General features: G+C 43.0%; 13 protein-coding genes and 1 pseudogene. 5 read left to right on the top strand and 9 right to left on the bottom strand.

The annotated features are described in order from the left end of the window. Window positions 1-108 precede the first annotated feature (108 nt). Window positions 109-495 carry a YbhN family protein gene (locus tag IQ246_RS21540; protein WP_244142114.1) on the bottom strand — a complete coding sequence of 129 codons (387 nt, stop codon included), beginning with the start codon at window positions 493-495 and terminating at the stop codon, window positions 109-111. Here IQ246_RS21540 and IQ246_RS21535 point away from each other — a divergent pair. The 4 genes and pseudogenes from IQ246_RS21535 to IQ246_RS21520 form a co-directional block, all read left to right on the top strand. Continuing rightward, window positions 473-1,330: pseudogene (locus IQ246_RS21535) on the top strand (bifunctional lysylphosphatidylglycerol flippase/synthetase MprF); the annotation flags it as partial. The gene IQ246_RS21540 and the pseudogene IQ246_RS21535 overlap by 23 nt on opposite strands. A gap of 363 nt (window positions 1,331-1,693) precedes the next feature. Then, on the top strand, window positions 1,694-1,852 hold the full coding sequence (locus IQ246_RS31335; RefSeq protein ID WP_339379159.1) for a hypothetical protein: 159 nt from the start codon (window positions 1,694-1,696) through the stop codon (window positions 1,850-1,852). 197 nt (window positions 1,853-2,049) lie between these two features. Continuing rightward, window positions 2,050-2,304, top strand: a complete 255-nt coding sequence (locus IQ246_RS21525) for a DUF4212 domain-containing protein (protein WP_194005376.1) — start codon at window positions 2,050-2,052, stop codon at window positions 2,302-2,304. 9 nt (window positions 2,305-2,313) lie between these two features. Next, the gene (locus tag IQ246_RS21520; RefSeq protein ID WP_194005375.1) at window positions 2,314-3,966 is read left to right on the top strand and encodes a sodium:solute symporter family protein; all 1,653 of its coding nucleotides are present in this window, start codon (window positions 2,314-2,316) and stop codon (window positions 3,964-3,966) included. An 87-nt stretch (window positions 3,967-4,053) separates the two neighbouring features. Here IQ246_RS21520 and IQ246_RS21515 read toward each other — a convergent pair whose 3' ends face one another. From IQ246_RS21515 to IQ246_RS21485, 7 genes are all read right to left on the bottom strand, one after another. Next, entirely contained in the window at window positions 4,054-4,890 is an 837-nt protein-coding gene (locus IQ246_RS21515; RefSeq protein WP_194005374.1) for a tetratricopeptide repeat protein, read from the bottom strand. Window positions 4,891-5,092: 202 nt separating this feature from the next. After that, on the bottom strand, window positions 5,093-6,298 hold the full coding sequence (locus tag IQ246_RS21510; protein ID WP_194005373.1) for an RNA-guided endonuclease TnpB family protein: 1,206 nt from the start codon (window positions 6,296-6,298) through the stop codon (window positions 5,093-5,095). A 325-nt stretch (window positions 6,299-6,623) separates the two neighbouring features. Continuing rightward, the gene (locus tag IQ246_RS21505) at window positions 6,624-6,860 is read right to left on the bottom strand and encodes a hypothetical protein (protein WP_194005377.1); all 237 of its coding nucleotides are present in this window, start codon (window positions 6,858-6,860) and stop codon (window positions 6,624-6,626) included. Continuing rightward, complete coding sequence (locus IQ246_RS21500; RefSeq protein WP_194005372.1) at window positions 6,860-7,780, bottom strand: ribonuclease D; 921 nt, start codon at window positions 7,778-7,780, stop codon at window positions 6,860-6,862. Before IQ246_RS21500 ends, IQ246_RS21505 begins: the two co-directional genes overlap by 1 nt. A 293-nt stretch (window positions 7,781-8,073) precedes the next feature. After that, window positions 8,074-9,495 carry a cadherin-like domain-containing protein gene (locus IQ246_RS21495; RefSeq protein ID WP_194005371.1) on the bottom strand — a complete coding sequence of 474 codons (1,422 nt, stop codon included), beginning with the start codon at window positions 9,493-9,495 and terminating at the stop codon, window positions 8,074-8,076. A 727-nt stretch (window positions 9,496-10,222) separates the two neighbouring features. Then, the gene (locus IQ246_RS21490; protein ID WP_194005370.1) at window positions 10,223-10,387 is read right to left on the bottom strand and encodes a hypothetical protein; all 165 of its coding nucleotides are present in this window, start codon (window positions 10,385-10,387) and stop codon (window positions 10,223-10,225) included. 406 nt (window positions 10,388-10,793) lie between these two features. Next, window positions 10,794-11,675: a fatty acid desaturase gene (locus tag IQ246_RS21485; protein WP_194005369.1), complete on the bottom strand. Its 882-nt coding sequence runs from the start codon at window positions 11,673-11,675 to the stop codon at window positions 10,794-10,796. Between the two features lie 173 nt (window positions 11,676-11,848). On the opposite strand from IQ246_RS21485, the gene IQ246_RS21480 reads away from it, so the two are divergent. Next, window positions 11,849-13,078 carry a TetR family transcriptional regulator gene (locus tag IQ246_RS21480; protein ID WP_194005368.1) on the top strand — a complete coding sequence of 410 codons (1,230 nt, stop codon included), beginning with the start codon at window positions 11,849-11,851 and terminating at the stop codon, window positions 13,076-13,078. 26 nt (window positions 13,079-13,104) lie between these two features. Here the strand turns inward: IQ246_RS21480 and IQ246_RS21475 are convergent, their stop codons facing one another. After that, a complete protein-coding gene (locus tag IQ246_RS21475) occupies window positions 13,105-18,039 on the bottom strand; it encodes a PAS domain S-box protein (RefSeq protein ID WP_194005367.1) in 4,935 nt (1,644 codons plus the stop codon). Between the last annotated feature and the right edge of the window lie 498 nt (window positions 18,040-18,537).

Below are 18,537 nucleotides of genomic sequence, written 5' to 3'. Positions count from 1 at the left end.
GAACGGGTTCATTTCTTTGAACAAGATATTAATTCCCGTCCTTTTGAAATTTGCGATCGCTTGTGGGTGAAAAATCACCTTGAAGAAGATGAGGAAAAACTACGGGTTTCAAGATAGACGTGGTTTAGCAATAGCAAACATCCCCAGCCAAAAAGTAAAATTAACGAAAGCAATTACTTGAGCGATCGCTAGTTTTGACACTCCCCAACTTGTGTAAAATCGATAACGGATAGCACTACCAGTCAGCAAGGCAAAACCTATAGTGTTGCTAAATGCAGAACTAATAAAGTTAGTTAAAGCAATCTTGTTCCAAGTCAGAGAACGATTGATGTAGCTAAAACCCAAGATATCGTACCCAATCATCATCAGATAACCCAAAACTGTCAGCCCAATTGCCAAACTTAAGCGACTTTTAGGAATAGCAGCTAGAGAGTTGAGAATATCATGATAATTATACTCACGTAGTTCGTTAGCGATCGCTTTAGGAGATCCCATAGGGCCCATTGAAGACCGCAAAGAGACGATTATTGCATTTTTGCAGTTTTGCCAGCGTAATGATTGGTATCCTGGCTTTTACCAAACTTTGCCTGATGATATTGACCTATACAAGTCCCTGGGGTTTAAAGTTCTGAAGATTGGGGAAGAAGCTATCATTGACCTGAAAACTTTTACGTTACAAGGTAAAGCTGGTAAAAACTTTAGACCCTCAATTAATCGTTTAACTAAACTAGGATACCAAATCAACTTTTACCAACCACCGATCGCCGATGATTTGTTACACCAGCTCAAACCTGTAAGCGATGAATGGCTGAAGATGGTACAAGGTTCAGAAAAACACTTTTCTTTGGGCTGGTTTGATCAAGCTTACTTGCGAGAGTGCGAGATTGCTGTGGTGCGTAATCCCGAAGGAAAAATCGGCGCATTTGCCAATATTGTCCGGGAGTACCAGCTTAATGAAGTCACTATCGATATGATGCGACACCGCCCGGCTATTGAGAACGGTACGATGGACTTTTTATTTATTTCCATGCTCCAACACTTTAAAGAGCACGGCTATGACAGCTTTAATTTTGGTCTTTCTGCTTTGGCTGGAGTTGGGGACAACCCAGAATCACGCAGCTTAGAGAAAGTGTTGGGCTATCTTTACGAGCATTTGAATCGTTTTTACAACTTCAAGGGACTGCACTCTTACAAAGAAAAGTTTCGCCCCCGGTGGGAACCGCGCTATTTGGTTTACCCCAGTTTAGCCGCTTTACCTGAGGTGATTGTGGCATTAATTCGCGCAGATTCAGGCGATCGCCTCCTCGATTATTTCAAACCGGGAACTTAAACCGCCCTGAGTGTCAAATTTAGGACTTACGCAACTGGCACACAAGGCTTCTGGTATAAGATTCAAGGGGAGCCACTGCGTTGGGCGGCTCTGCCGACTTGAAGTAAGTGGCGTTCAAGAATCAAGGTTTTTTGGACTTTTGACCTTTGACTCTGGGCAACCTCTGGCGTTAAAAATATGACACTTGCGTAAGTCCTGAAATTATGATTCCCATATCAAAGAACAAGTATTAAGCGAGTTAAAGGTGTTAGAAACCAAAATGGTGAACTAATTCAGCCTTGGCTGTGAACATAACATATAGATAATGCCGAGTATGTTGGTATGGGCGAGTTTGAGTTTAATCGCAACACTGCAACTATCAATATGCTTGTTAAACGTAAAGTCAAACTTGCCAAAGTCGAAGACCAAACCCCTATTCTTGAAGTTGTAGGTTTGCTAGTAAATGACCTAGATACCTTTAATAATTACACGATTGTAAGTGACGGTAAAATAAATGTGAAGTCCTTACAAGTCAAAAATTAGTAGTAAAAAAGCTTTTGAATTGCTCAAGCTGAAAGTGTGGAACTGCGATCGCTTTGATAATTTCTCCTTACTTAGTAAAGTTTATTACTTTAACAATAAATACTATTTAGTAAAAAATTAAAGAATTAACACATATTAAACAGTATAATATCGGCTTCTTGGTATTATTTTTGATGCACTGACGACGATGAACAACAATGGATGAACATCAGCGCCGCTCTTATTGGCGTGCTAACACTGCTTTAATTCGTAATCTTTTAATTGTCTGGGCACTAGTTTCCCTAGTTTTCAGTATTTTGTTGGTTCAACAATTGAATGCGATCCGTTTTTTTGGCGTACCTTTTGGCTTTTGGATGGCGCAACAAGGATCAATATTAATATTTGTGGCATTAATTTTCATTTATGCCTTCCAAATGGACAAGCTAGACCGCAAATATAATATCAAGAAGTGAGGGAAAACCGTGTCAGTTGAAATTTGGACTATTGTATTAGTTGGTCTTTCCTTCCTCGTCTACATTTACATTGGTTGGCAATCACGAGTTGAAAATACTAAAGACTTCTTTATAGCCGGTCAGGGAATACCCTCAATTGCTAATGGTGCAGCCACCGCCGCCGACTGGATGTCCGCAGCTTCGTTTATTTCGATGGCGGGGCTGATTTCTTTTTTGGGCTATGACGGTTCTATTTATCTGATGGGCTGGACTGGCGGCTATGTACTGCTAGCGTTATTGCTGGCTCCATACTTGCGGAAATTTGGTAAGTATACAGTGCCAGATTTTGTAGGCGATCGCTACTACTCAAACACTGCTCGCTTGGTGGCGGTAGTTGCAGCTATTTTTATCTCCCTCACCTACGTAGCTGGACAAATGCGGGGCGTGGGCATTGTTTTCAGCCGCTTCCTCCAAGTAGATATTAATACAGGTGTGATCATCGGTATGGTGATCGTGGGCTTTTTTGCGGTATTGGGTGGTATGAAAGGCATCACTTGGACGCAAGTAGCACAGTATTGTGTGTTAATTTTTGCTTACCTGATTCCGGCTATTGCGATCGCCTGGTTACTCACAGGGAATCCTGTTCCTCAACTAGCATTTACCTTTAGTAATGTTGCTGACAAGCTTAATCAAATTCAGCTGGACTTGGGATTTAAAGAGTATACTCAGCCATTTGTAAACAAGTCGATGTTAGATGTGCTGTTCACTACCATTGCTCTGATGGTAGGCACTGCTGGCTTGCCTCATATTATTGTTCGGTTTTACACAGTACCAAGTGTGCGTGCGGCTCGCTTCTCTGCTGGTTGGGCATTGTTATTTATTGCCATTCTTTATACAACTGCTCCAGCTCTATCAATGTTTGCTCGCTATAACTTGATAGATTCCCTGCACAATCATACAATCGCAGAAGTGCAGCAGCTAGACTGGGCAACCAAATGGGAAAAAACTGGACTGCTGGCGTTCGAGGATAAAAATAAAGATGGGCGTCTCCAATTAACTCCAAATAAAGACACCAACGAAATTAAAATTGACCGAGATATTATTGTGCTTTCCACTCCAGAGGTGGCTAAACTTGCGCCTTGGGTGGTTGGCTTGGTAGCAGCTGGTGGGCTAGCAGCTGCTTTGTCTACAGCATCTGGGTTGTTGCTGGTAATTTCTAGTTCCATCGCCCACGATATCTACTACCGAATAGTGGATTCAACAGCCTCAGAACAAAAACGGGTATTTGTTGGGCGGATCATGGTAGGACTGTCCCTAGTCCTTGCGGGATACTTTGGGGTAAATCCGCCGGGATTTGTGAGTGAGGTGGTGGCTTTTGCTTTTGGTTTAGCTGCTGCTAGCTTCTTCCCGGTGATTTTCTTGGGGATTTTCGATAAGCGCACCAATTCCGAAGGGGCGATCGCCGGCATGTTAACGGGTTTAATTTTTACAATCACTTACATTGTCGGCGTCAAGTTTGGGGGTATGGAACCCTGGTTTTTTGGGGTTTCTCCTGAAGGAATTGGGACTTTGGGTATGATTATTAACTTAGTGGTGACTCTGGTAGTTTCTCGCTTAACTCCACCTCCTCCAGCACATATTCAGGCTTTGGTGGAAGATCTCCGTAGTCCGGGTATTGAATAATAGGGTGTATTAACCAACGCAAAGGTACGCTGAGGGAAGCGCAAAGGTACGCAAAGGAGGATAAATCTGCGTTTCTCGGCGTTTTCACTACTGAAGTTCTTGAATGTTATTCATCACTTGTTGATACAAGTCGTTGTTACCTTGTGTTTTAAAGATAGCTGCGGCTTGTTGTAAGTCCTTGAGCGCACCCGGTTTATCTCCATTGGCGGCACGGGCGTTTCCTCGGTTATTGTAAGCAGGGGCAAAGTTGGGATTGAGGCGAATGGCTTCATTGTAATCTGCGATCGCTCCCTGTGGATTTCCATTGGCAGCGCGGGCATTTCCCCGATTATTATAGGCAATGACATATTTTTGGTCGAGGCGAATAGCTTGATCATAATCATCTAGCGCCCCTCTTTGGTCTTTCTGGGCGGCGCGAGCATTCCCCCGATTATTGTAGGCTTCGGCATAGTTGGGAGCCAGGCGAATGGCTTGGTTATAATCTGCGATCGCTGCTTTGTTGTCTCCTAGAGAGGCGTGAGCATTCCCCCGGTTATTGTAGGCTTGGGCGTTGTCGGGAGCCATGCGAATGGCTTCATTGTAATCTGCGATCGCTTTCTGTTTGTCTCCCAAATCAAAGTAGGCTAGCCCCCGACTATTGTAAGCCTCTCCATATTGAGGATTCAGGCTAATTGCTTGGCTATAAGAAGCGATCGCCTCTTGGGAGTCACCTTTAGCATGTTGATTCTGGCCCTGAATATAAAATTCCCCAGCTTTAGATGTTTTAGCTGGACGACTAGGAGAAGTAACTCCTATTTCTGTTACCAATACATCTTTGTTTCTACTACAAGAAACGCCCATAATAGCGCTTAATGTAGCAAAAATAGCTATGGTAAATGCTCTGCTTACTCTTATTCGCTTTTGCTGAAATAAGCGCCGTTTCATAAGTTGCTACACACCACCATGACACCTAAATTAAATTATTACCAATCATAAGTCTCCCCACAATGAAGCAAATTTACAATATTTAACTCCAGCTATTCAATATTTTAAGTTTTTTCTAGATAAGTTCTGTTGACACTCCCCGGTCTAAAGACACGGGGATTCTAACTTCAACCTAGTTACTTGCTCTACCAGGTTTTCGCCCTTACGGGTTCGTCAGTTTGGCGGGACGGAAACCGACACCGCCAACTGACTCACCAAGTAGCGTAGAGGTTACTAGTCCATTAGCGTTACTTCGGGACTGCCCGTCCCTAGCTTGTTTTGCAAGATTTAGAATATTCACCGCAGCGTTAACATCTCTATGCAAATCGCATCCGCAACTACATTTATGGGTGCGGGTTGATAGAGATTTTTTGACAATTACACCGCAGCTACTACACTTTTGAGACGTGTAATGAGGTGGTACAGCTACAGCTATTTTGTCAAACTTGAGTGCGAAATATTCTATCCATTGTCGGAACAAATACCAACTAGCGTCACTAATTGATTTTGCTAAACAATGATTTTTAACCATATTAGAAACTCTTAAATCTTCGTAGGCTACTAAATCGTTAGATTTGACTACGCAACGCGCTACTCTCTTAGCATGTTCTATACGTTGCCTACTTACTTTTAAGTGTTTTTTGGCGTAAAGTTTTCTAGCTTTTCTTCTACCGCTAGAACCTTTCACTTTTTTGTAAATGCGTCTTTGAGAATGCTTGATTTTTGATTCAGCTTTCCTCAAAAACTTGGGATTGGGTTGGTGATATCCGTTGCTGTCAGAATAGAAACTTTCAATCCCAACATCTAAGCCGATCTCGGCATCTGTTTGAGGTTGAATGTCTTTAAGATCAACACCAATACAAAACTGAGCGTAATAGCCATCAGCACGACGAATTAAACGTATCCGCTTAATATCTTTAACATTGTATGTTTGCAAGTCCCATTTCCCTAAAAGCTTTAATTCACCAATCCCTTTTTTATCAGTAAAAGTAATGCGTCTTTTAGTTGGATGTAACTTCCATCCTGATGTCTTATATTCAGCCGAACGACAATCTTTTTGAAATCTGGGAAAGCCTTTTTTGCCTGACTTCTGGGATTTACAGTTTGAATAGAACCTATTAATAGCTGACCAAGCTCTTTCGGTAGCAGATTGACAAGCCATTGAATTTAACTGTTCTACAAACATGAACTCTTTACGTAGTGCTGTAGAGTAATTATTCAAAGCAATTTGATTCACTTTTACTTCTATAGGAGCATCCATCCAATATCTGATAGCTTTATTTCTAATAAATTGAGTAGTCTTAATAGCTTCATCAATCGCTTGATATTGCTGTCGCTTACCTTTAACTTTGTACTCTAGTACCAACACTACTTAATCACCTCCTTATTTTATTTAACTTTCTATATGCTAACCTAAATGTGTTCGCATCGTGTGTAAGTTATGGTAAAGAAAGATTTACATATACGTATAACAGAACGTAGAATTAATAAACTACGCTTATTAGCAGTGGAAAAAGATAAAACAATAACTCAAATTATTGAAGACTTAATAGATACTTTACCGGAACCACAAAAACATAACCTCACGGAAGGCTAAAGCCTTCTCAGGCGGCTTCCCTTGCCTGAAGTACGTAATACGGCGCGGTGCGCCTGTTCCTCAAGGGTTTTCAGCCTGCCGTTCTTATAATAATTTATTAAAAGGGAACTCTTAACGGGCAACAGGCAACAGGGGAATCCCCATAATTAAAATTAGGGGATTTATATAAGGACGCATTGAAACTTCGTGGCTTGCCCCATCTGTGACGTTCTTTGGTGTAGTCTCCTTCACCGGGACTGAAATATTGAATAAACCCAATAGTATCGGCAACTCCCAAAGAATTGATTAAGGCATCGTAACCCTGTTTGATAATTTCATTTTGGGTTTTCATCATTACTCATCCTCAATATCTCTTTCCTGGGTTTTAGGAGTCAGCCGCCAAGCGGTAGTTTTATCAATATCTACAGATAGTTGTTCTAAATTTTGTCCTAAATCTTTTTGGAGTTTTTGAGTTAGTGTGATTGGAAAATCTAAATTAATGTCTTGGGTTTGTGCTAACCTTGCCAATTCTGTAAACGTAACTTTTACAGTGGTGCGATCGTAACTAGTTAGTTTGCAATAAGAAGTTTCAGGTACATTCTGAGCCTGCATAGCTTTTTTAATTCGCTCTTGCAAATGCTCAAATTCTGAATTTAACAGCTTCCATTGCTCCTCAATTTGCATGTATCTTGCACCAAGTATTGTGAGGTCTTCTGCTGCGGGATTGGGGCTAGTTTTCGCTTGTAAATTTAATAAGTGCAAGTGTACTTGAGCAAGATAAATACAGTCTAGATAAGCATAATCTATCTGTTCTTCAGTTAGAGGTCGTTTCCCCCAATCGCTTTGCTGTTCTTGTTTGTCGATATTATTAAAGCTACAAAGTACTGTAGCTAGAGTTTTGAGTTGATAGTTTGGTAATGGCAATAGATAATAGGGAATTTTTTTTGCTGTATCTAAAGTGCAAGTGATATTTTTCGCTTTCTTATTGCCGAGAAATTTCAGATCATAACTGGCATTGTGAAATACTTTTTCAATGCTAGGATTTACCATAACTTGATCAATAAACTCAGCTATGATATCAGGGTGGTCTAAGACATCCAAAAGGTAAACGCGATCGCCACTCATATCTTGAGGATCATCTAACACCTGAATCAGCGACAGTTTGGGATTACGACTTTTATAGTCGGCGACTTCTGTATCTATCCACAAGGTTTTAGCTGTGGTATATTCGGCAACAATAGCACGAATTTCGTTAGGGTAAGTAATGTATGGCATTGGCTAATATTGGAGTATTAATCATCAGTTATAGTTTTCCAAATTAGCATTCAAAGTTAGAGGTGTACGCAGTTTTTTCAAAAATCAAATAGGAATTCTGTAGAACTTACGCACTGTACAAATGCATCGTGATGTGAATTAACTAAAATAGGTTGTTTCAGGCTTTTCTTAATTATCCTGCGATCGCAAATAGACCATGCTGTAAGGGCACAGCATTACTGTGCCCTTACGAAAGATATGGTTTTTCAGCTTAGCTCATATTTGGTATTTCTTGTCAATGCGTAAGTCCTAGATTAGACGCTCGTGAAATCAGAACTAGTTAAGGTGGTAGTATTAATCCCCGTCAGCGTTGCCCAGATTTCAAGGGTAGAAGTAACTAGAATATTGTTACCAGCAAAACTCAGTTGAGCAAAACTGAAGCCCCCAGACAATCCAATTAAGTCCGTACCTTTACGGAAGTCGGTAATGATATCAATACCTTCTTTAGAAGCCAACAGAAATTGATCGGAACCATTGCCACCAGTTAAGGTATCCTTACCAATACCACCCACCAACAGTTCGTTACCATTGCCACCAGTTAGGGTGTCATTGCCACTACCACCAGTTAGGGTGTCATTACCTGAACCACCGGAGATAGTGTCGTTACCCGCATCACCAGTCAGGGTATCATTACCTGAACTACCGGAGATGGTGTCATTACCTGAACCACCAGAGATAGTATCGTTACCCGCATCACCAGTCAGGGTGTCATTACCTGAACCACCGGAGATAGTGTCGTTACCCGCACCACCAGAGATAGTGTCGTTACCCGCATCACCGGAGATGGTATCGTTACCTGCATCACCAGTCAGGGTGTCATTGCCTGGAGTGCCCAAAATAGTCTGATTACGCGATGTGCCAGTAGTATTAGGACTAACTGCGATCGCAACACTAGCAGTACTAGTCAGACTACCATCGCTAATGGTGTAGTTGAAGTTGGCATTGCCACTAAACCCAGCAGTTGGGGTAAACAGGATGAAATCATCTGCTGAGTTATCCTGAGTGCCGTTATCATTGAGCACAGCAGTACCTTGGGTTGCACCATTCACACCAGTAATGCTGAAGTTACTGCTATCAACGTCAGTATCATTAGCTAGCAGAGTACTAGCTTTGATATTCACGGCAGTATTAAAAGCAGTAGTAACAATATCATTAACTGCTAGAGGTGCATCATTGACTGGCTTAACGTTGAGCTTAAAAGTACTGGTAATGCCACCGCCCTTGTCATCGCTAACAGTGAAATCGAAACTGTCAGTACCGTTGTAGTTGGCATTGGGAGTGTAGATGAACAAGTCATGGCTGCGGTTGTCTGTAGTGCCGTTGTCGTTGAGTGTGAGTGTACCGTTAGTGGGGTTGGTGAAGTCAGTGATAGTAAAAGTGTCGCCATCTATATCTGTATATCTACGGAGAATATTTTGGGCAAGGATGTTAACAGCAGTATCTTCGTTTGTGGTAGCCGCAGTTGCAAAGCCAAACACCACGTAGCTTGACCCGGCACTATCCTGACCGTTGGGGGAGGCACGGTATGCCCCGATAATCAGGTCATCGAAGCCATCGCCGTTGATATCCCCGGCATTGCTGACGGAGAAGCCTGATAAGTCATCTCGATTAATGCCGTTAATCACGAAGCCGTTGCTGCCATTGAGGTCAGATAGATTTAAAACGGAATTTGCCATTGTTGTTGATTCTCCAAGTCCTGTTTGGTTGTGTTTGTCGGATGAGTCTAGACGTAAAACTTGACCAAATAATTCACAATTTCCAGTGCTCCTCGTTCTTCGCTAGCGCTAACGCTGGGAACAAAACAATTCGCATTAGTTGTTACGCACACTCTAGAAATTCTCGGCTTTCCTGGCGTCTTCTCTGCTAGAACACCGATTCACTATTCAAGATAGGGGCGAGAAAAACCCAGTTCCCTAAAAGCGGCTTTTTGGGTTTGATTCATTTGGGGGTCTGTCGAAAGAAGAAATATAATATTATACCGATGTTGTCACCAGGTATTGCTAAGCAATCCCAGTCTGAGAGCTTCTACTAACAAATAGTTACTAGTAATATTTCGCTAGACAAAGAAAAATACAGCACAATTTGATTGAGTAAATTACTCAATATTTAAGCATGTTTTCACTTCTGTCCTCAAAAGTCCACTGAAATTGCCGGACGCTTGATCTAACAATTCGCAATTAAATCAGGACTTACGCAAGTGTCACAAAAATCTCAATTTTTTGTTTGTAATGAGGACTTTAGTCCTCAAAATAAGGACTAAAATCCTTACTACGAACTTAAAATAATATGCCAGTTGCGTAAGTCCTGTAAATTACAAATGGTTTGCTCGTATTGCAGTGTCAATAAGAGGCAGGGGGCAGGGGAGAAACCTCATCCATGAATGAAGAGGCTTGAAATCAGGACTTAGTATCCAATGGCGCTACGTGTATCGACAGACATTGAAAGTTGTTCTCCATCCATAAATGGAGGAGCTTGAGACCCGATGGCAGGGGAATTCCAGAATCTTTCTTCCTGCCATTCGCCCAATGCCCAATGCCCAATGCCCAATGCCCAATGCCCAATGCCCAATGCCCAATGCCTTGAAAGGGCTAGTCCTAGAATTGTTCTGGCTTGTACCTGTGCAAGGATTCATTAGAACTGTTGCAAAAATATTTTGTGATAGATTAAGGCGTTTGCTAATACCAGAATTGGTAAGCTGAAGTTCTTAGTTGTAGAATGCAGCAATCAAATTACAACGTAGCCCAAATCGCTTCTGGATTCTGCTGTTGTAAAAGTAAGCTTTAGCTTAGAGACTTCCAAATAAAAAAACATCCAAAAAACTGACGCAACAACCCTCTCTATTCCTCAATGGTATTTTCTACTTGATGAACAGAGTTGGGCAGACCGCTAATAATACAGCATTCTGTTACAAATTGCTAAGCCGACTGCTAATTGTGCCGTCGGCAGAGAAAATCTATGATAGTTCAATCGCAATTTATTTTTGCCCTGCGCCTTGAGGCGGATGCGAGACAACCTTTTTGGCTAAACCCAAAGTCTTCAATACTTTGATACTCCACCAAGTCATATCAATCTCCCACCATAACAATCCAGATTTGGCCAGATGGGGATAAGTATGATGGTTGTTGTGCCATCCTTCTCCATAGGTCATCAGGGATACCCACCAAAGATTACGAGCGCCGTCATTAGCATCAAAGGTGCGATAACCCCACAGATGTGATGCAGAGTTCACAAACCACGTGGAGTGCCAGAGTAAGACTGATCTGACAAAAATGCCATAGATTACAAAAGACCACCCTCCTAAAGCATACAGTAGCAACCCGAAGGGAACTTGTAGGAGTAGGAAGTAGCGATCTAGCCAGCGATAGAAAGGTTGTCTTGCTAGATCTGGGGCATATTTTTGATAAACTTCATAGTCAAAAAACTCTGGACGAGGGTAGAAAATCCAGAGGATATGGCTCCACCAAAAGCCCCGCTGAGCAGAGTAGGGGTCTAAGTTGATATCTTCAGTGTGGGCGTGATGCTGGCGGTGTCCACCAACCCAAAAAATGGGCCCTCCTTGGAGAGCAATAGCTCCAATGGTGGCGATCGCATACTCTAACCACTTGGGAACCTGGAAACTTCGATGGCTCAGTAATCGATGATATCCCAGGCAAATGCCGATGCTCCCGAACAACCAATGAAGAAACAGCAGCAAACCTAATGCTGGCCAGGAGAAAAACCAAGGAGCCAAGAGAGCTAAGGCATGAAATGCAGTAAAAAACACCACATTTACCCATCTGAGTCGAGGGGAATTTCCTCTCTCAGGGGCGATGGCTTCGCCAACACTTTCAGCGAACGCCGGAAAATTTGCGGTCATAACAATTCCTGTTTATGGATGATCAAGCGATTTGCTTTTTTCTGGGTGCAACCCTACAGGGATTTACCTGCTCTGTATATTAGTTTGTTACAGTGAAGCAAAGCAAGTATCACTTACATTTGTTATGCTACCAATTCTTTCTTTTTTATGCAAGTGTCACTTGCATTTTCTTTATGTCGTCTCAACCCCTTTCAACTCGTCAACGTTTGATTGAAGCCGCACTTGAATTGTTTACGGCTCAGGGAGTAAGTTCCACCACAACTCGCCAAATTGCGGAAAAAGCCGAAGTTAATGAAGTAACACTATTTCGTAATTTTGGCAATAAACATGGACTGCTTTTAGCTGTCTTGGAAGAATCCGCAGCCTTCAAAAACTTAGGCGAGTCATTGGTACGTCGGGCAACTCCTCCGGGGAATGTCTACCAAGCCCTCAAAGATTATGCAAGCGATAGCTTACATGCATTAGAACGAGTACCAGAGTTTGTCCGGTCTGTGGTCGGTGAAGCCGACCAATTCCCCGCAGAAAATCGCCGCGCTTTAGGAAGAGGAGTCACAGAAGCAAACCGCTATGTAGCCCAGTATTTAGCTACTGTAATCCAGCAAGGACACCTAAATACGTATTTACCCGCAGAAAAATTAGCCAGTTTGCTAAATGGGATGATTTTGGGCTATGCCGTCATTGAATTTACCAGTGAATTTCACGAACTTTGGGAAGATCGAGATGATTTTTTGGAGAATTTAGTGGAGTTATTTTTACACGGCGCTATGTCATTCTCCGCGGAATCAGCAATAGAATCCTTATCAGGAAGCTTTATTAGTAGGGAAGTAGCTGATTTACCTGGTGGTTTAGTCCACGAAATTTTCCGACAAGCCAGGAAGTCAGGAGTACAAGATTATGCATTGGCTTACGTGTTATTTGGTGCTGGATTATCTGTAACAGAAATAGTCAATTTGCAGCGATCGCACCAAATCTATGATCCTCAAGGGCATTTCTTGCAAATCACCACCCCAGGATTTGTCCGCCAAGTACCTGTAAATCAGTGGATTCTGGGGAACCGCTATGGTTCTTACACCAATAATCCTTTAACCAAATGGTTGAAAAGCCGTAAAGATAGTCAACCCGCCATGTTTGTTAACGGATCTGCTCAACCAATTGCAGAATCAGAGCTTCAAGTACATTGGCAAAAATGGACTGAGGGATTATTAACTCCTCAAGGACAACCACCAGCCATTGCCCAAGCACAACAAACCTGGTGCGTAGAAATGTTAATGCGAGGTATTAGCTTAGAAAACCTGAGTATTTTAACTGCTTGCGATCGTAGCCGGTTACAGCCCTATGCCAAAAGAGCTAGAGAAAAGGCGGCGCTGGAACAAGCAATCCGTTTAGATCATAAGCCTGGATAGCAGTGTGAGCTATCGATCTACGCTTTTTAATAAACAACTAAGTCAAAAGGACAGGGTTTTGCAATGCCATAACCTTGAGCATAATTCACCCCAAGCGCTTTAATTTTTTCTAAAATGGCATCATTTTCCACAAATTCTGCAATAGTTTGAATCCCTAGCGCTTGCCCAACTTGATTAATCGCTTCAACCACTGCCAAATCAATAGAACTATCCAAAATGTGTTTAATAAAGCTGCCATCGATTTTCAAAAAATCTACAGGCAAGTTTTTAAGATAGGCAAACGAGGACATCCCACTGCCGAAATCATCTAAAGCAAAACGACAGCCAATATTTCTTAATTCACCGATGAATTGAGAAGCTTTACTTAGGTTAGTAATGGCAACAGTTTCAGTAATCTCAAAACAGATCGTTTGAGGTGGGATTTGGTGCAAAGCAAATTGCTCATACAGAAATTCAATAAATTGATCATCATTGATGCTCGCACCCGATAAATTGATGGCATAAAGATAACTTTGGCAATTATCTACTGCTTGACAATGGCTCCAGGTGTTCCGGTAGTGCTCCCCTTGAGTGGCAAACAGAGTGCGGATCACCCAGCGATCAATTAGATGCATGAGATTGTAACGTTCAGCTGCGGGAATAAATGCCATCGGTGACACCACTTTGCCAGTTTCGTCTAGCAAGCGCAGTAGTACCTCATAATGTTCCCCACCCAATTCAGTCTGTGAAACAGGAACAATTGGTTGGTAATAGAGGCGAAACCGATTCTCGTCCAGAGCATGAGCTAGGCGCGTCACCCATTGCATTTCTCCCTGTTGCCTTGCTAAATCGAGATCGTCAGCTTGATAGGCATGTACCCGATTCCGCCCGCGATTTTTAGCTACATAACAAGCGGCATCTGCAAGACTTAAGACATTAGCGATGCTTTCACTGTATGCGTCAATGATGACTAATCCAATACTGACTCCAACCGTAAAAAGTTTGCCTTGCCAGACAAATCGTAACTCTTGAACCTTGTCGCGCAGAGTATTAGCAATTTGCTGTGCTTGCTCTAGTGGGCATTGATTGAGCAGTAAGCCAAATTCGTCTCCACCTAAACGAGCTAAAATATCCGTTTTACGGACTTGGCTTTGAAACACTGCTGTAACTTGACGCAAGAGTTCATCTCCGGCAAAATGACCACAGGTATCATTGACAAGTTTGAACTGGTCTAAGTCAAGATAGCAAAGAGCATGTTGTTGATTATGCATTTTGGCTTGATTGATAGCCTGCTCCATCTGATATTCAAACTGGTGACGATTCACCAGTCCAGTTAAAGCATCGTGGCTAGCCTGCCAGGTAAGTTGCCGAGATAGGCTACGGGTGTGAGACACATCATGAAATACCATAACTGCCCCAATTACTTGATTGTCGCTAGCACGAATCGGAGCTGCGGAATCATCAATCGCAAACTCATCCCCATTGCGAGCAATCAGGATGGTATGGTTGGCAAGACTGACTGTACAACCTTTGTGTAAAGCTTGTTCAACTGGGTTTGCCACTGGCTCACGAGTGGTTTCGTTAACAACCCGAAAAACTTCTGTCAGGGGCAATCCTTGGGCTTCCGCTTGATTCCAGCCCGTCAGTGTTTCGGCAATGGGATTGAGATATTGTACCTGACCCAAGACATCCGTGGTAATCACTGCATCCCCAATTGATCGCAATGTTACTTGAGCTAACTCTTTTTCTTGAAAAAGGGCTTCTTCGGCTCGTTTGCGTTGTAGCAAAGAACTTAATTGGGCTGCGATCGCTGTAATATTTGGAATTAAATATGGGTCATCTTGCCAGGATTCAAACTTGAAAAAGACGAGAACTGCTAGCAGCTGATCATTAGCAATTAAAGGGATACCTAAGCAGGCTTTGATGCCAGATGCCAAAGCAATTTGGTAACGTAAATAAACTGTTTTTGATTGTGACACATCCTCACACCACTCTGGTTGCTTGGATGCCCACACCCGTCCTGGTAGCCCTAACCCGATTCCAAAGGTGGTTCTCTGACTCTCTATTCGGAATTGATCGAGTTTTGGTGATGAGCTGCGATCGCTATACCAAGCTGGGCTACACTGCAAAATAGTTGCATTCGCATTAGGAACCCAAGCTTCGCCATAGTTCCAGCTTTTGGTTTCACAGATTGTTTGCAGGATACTGGTTAAAGCAGTATTAAAATCTTCTGCTTCTCCTATAGCTAGCGCTAAGGTTTGCAAAAGCTGGACTTGTTCCTCTGCCCGTTTGCGTTCGGTGATATCAGCAAACGAGGTAACAACTGCACAAGCAACAGAGCCGTCAGTTGGAAATAGAGGTTGGGAATTAATTGAAATCCAGGTTAAGCTACCATCTGGCTTGTGAACTCCCATAACTACATTATTGATAGGTTTTCCAGTTCGTAATGCTACCATCGCTGGGTGTTGCTCACGGGGAAACGGTGAACCATCTTGATGAACCGATCGCCACCGGGGGTCAAGGGAAGTTTGTCCCATCATTTGGTCTAGGGATAAACCGAGAATCCGCTCCGCATTGGCGTTACTGGTTTGGATTACTCCATCCCCGTCTTGTAAAATAATCCCTTCTGCCACTGCGCTCACTACAGAGCGATAACGTGCTTCACTTTCCTGTAAGTAAAAATTAGATTGAGCGAGTTCAGCAGTTCGTTCTGTTACCTTGATTTCTAAGGTGGCGTTTGCCTGTTGTAAAGCTTCTTCTGCCTGTTTGCGATTGCTAATATCAAAGAGAATACCAACACAGCGCACACCCTGACCCCTCTGGTTATAGAGAAACTGACCAAATACTGCTACCCAGATGATCTGTCCGTTGTCTACCCGGATGATCCGATGCTCTGAGCAATATAGCAAGCGCTCATGTTGAGCATGCTCTAATGCTTGCATCACCTGCTCTAAGTCATCTGGGTGAACACGACTATGCCACATTTCTAGTGTCGCCTCACCATTTGGTACTGGCTTATACCCAAAGAGTTTAAAGTGTTGTGCCGACCACAGCGCCTTTTGAGTTAATAGATCAACATCCCAAGTCGCCATTCCAGCTCCTTCAATTGCCATACTCAAGCGTTGCTCGCTCTCACGCAGACTTTCTTGTGCCCGCTGGCGCTCGGTCACGTCCAAGGCGGTACTAATTACTACACGTCTCCCATCAGGCGATCGCCCCAATGGTGCAGAGTTAAATACCCAAACACGGGTTTTACCATCCGCAGTGGTAATGGTATATTCACCTTCATAGATACGGTAATTCAGTTTATATAACCGTTCAATATCTGCTATGGCGAGTTTTTGTCTTTTACCATGAGCTTTTTCAGTCCAAGCAGCGATCGTAGGAATTTCTTCGAGAGAATAGCCTGTCAGTTCGCTCCAAGTTCGGTTAATTTGTATTACTTCTCCATCTTCTGCGTGGAGCATGATGGGTACTGGGGCATCAAGAATAGCTCGATAGAAGCGCTCCTGAGAGATCTGTGCTACTACTTCTGCCTGCTTACGCTCTGTAATATTGTTTGCAATTCCTACAACTTCTTGCACGTTGTCAGTTGCATCTTTGATTGGGTAGAGGAATAACTCAATCCAAAGAGCATGGCCTTTGCATCCACTGATAGCAGGATTGTAGAAAACAGGTGGCAAAGCTACAGACTCCCCAGCAAATGCCTTTTGAATCATTGAAAGATGCCCCAGTTCTTGCACTTGCGGGTCTTCCAACAAGTTATACTCTTTCAGAGTGTCTCGTGTTGTTCCCCAAATTTGCTCCCAAATTGGATTGGTATGCAGTAAAGAACCATCTGGGGCAAAGCGCTGAATGATGAACGGCGCTTGCTCAATTAAGCTACGAAGTCGGTGTTTGGTTTGATACAGTTTGGCGGTGCGTTTCCTCACCCGAATTTCTAACTCGTCGTAAGCTTGTTTCAACGCTGCTTCTACCTGCTGGCGTTCTAAAATCTGATGCTGGAGTTGGTGATTGCTCTGCTTTAACTTGGTCGCATATCGGTGAGCAGTCTCAGCAAATTGAACGGCTAGAGTTGTGCATAAAGCAAAGAATATGCCATTTACGCTTTCGACTTTTCTAATAGGAGACAGAAGTGAATAGCAAGTAGCAAATGACTGTACTGGCATCAGCAAATTCACTTGTTCCCAAGTAATTGTGGCTTGCCAGAGAAATAGATTGAATAAAAAGATTCCCAAACCAGGTAGTAAGGGCAACCATCGGGGACGCTTCCGACTCCAACGGCTGTTTACTGCTAAAACCAGGATGCCAATACCGAGTAATAGCAAGCCGAAAGCTGTATGAATGGCAACTCCTGTGAAATACCCCCAATCATCAGCGGCTACTAGTCCACTGAAGTAACCTAATAGCGCAACACTACTGAGGGCGATCGCTCCAACTGCTAAAAGTCCACCAGCCAGAGAGGGGCGGTTTTTCCGCAAGGTTACATTCACAAACATCAATGCTATTCCGACTAAAGCAAAGCCAAGAGCTGTATTCGGTGCGGGGCGACCCGGCCGGGGACGATTAATATTGATGAGCCATTGTTGATTGCTATCTGTAGCGATGGTTGCTGAACCACTTCCAGGTGGATAGAGGCTGTTGGTCAGGTAATCCTGCATCAGCAGTTGATCAATACCAAAATCAACTGCAAATGCGTACTGAGCTAGGATCAGCAGACCCAATCCGCCAACCATCACGCTGAGCACGCTTGCCAATCCTCGCTGTTTGCATCCCAGCGTTATCAGTGCTAACCCACTAAGTAGAAAAGCAAGGGCAGTATTATAACGCATAGGTGCAGCACCAGGTAGCAGCTGCACAAGTGCAGTCAGGTGGAAATGCCATGCGATCATTACTACCAAACCGATTAAAGCGACGATTCCGCCCAATGCGATCGCAATCTGGTTATATATCTGCACCTGTGTAGCCACTCTAGTTCTCATTTGGAAAATGTCTATAAAAAAGTTCTTTGCTGCGTTCAGCCGAATCGCATTCAAAAAATGACACACTTTTCGCAGCATCTCTTCTAAAAATTTCAAGGAGATCTCAAAAGCCTGAGCCAGGTCGTTTTTCCAATGATTGATACTTTATGGCAAAAGAATTTAAATGAATCTTGACACAATAAGATGTTTATGAATTTAGCGTTAAGTTGGAAATCCATGATTCAGTATTAAACCGGAAGTACTTGTAAAAGTTTAATGAAGTTATTTTATCTCTTGTGCGATATGCTACACGAACGTTACACAACGTTTCATTCAGGATGACAAAATATTTTTATCGTAAGTAATTATGCGTACATTATATTATGACGACGGTAGCTCACTACAAGTCGCTCGATGGAGCCGGAGCCGAGGTAAGCCGTTGGCGCAGCCTCTCGTAGAGAAGTATGGGGCATTGGTAGCTTCTTTATCATGCCCCATCCCCCATCCCCCATTCCCCAT

The sequence above is a fragment of the aff. Roholtiella sp. LEGE 12411 genome, from assembly GCF_015206995.1.
Classification (GTDB): domain Bacteria; phylum Cyanobacteriota; class Cyanobacteriia; order Cyanobacteriales; family Nostocaceae; genus Komarekiella.
Note: the sequence above shows the minus strand (reverse complement) of the source record. Positions and strands in the feature narration are given on the sequence as shown.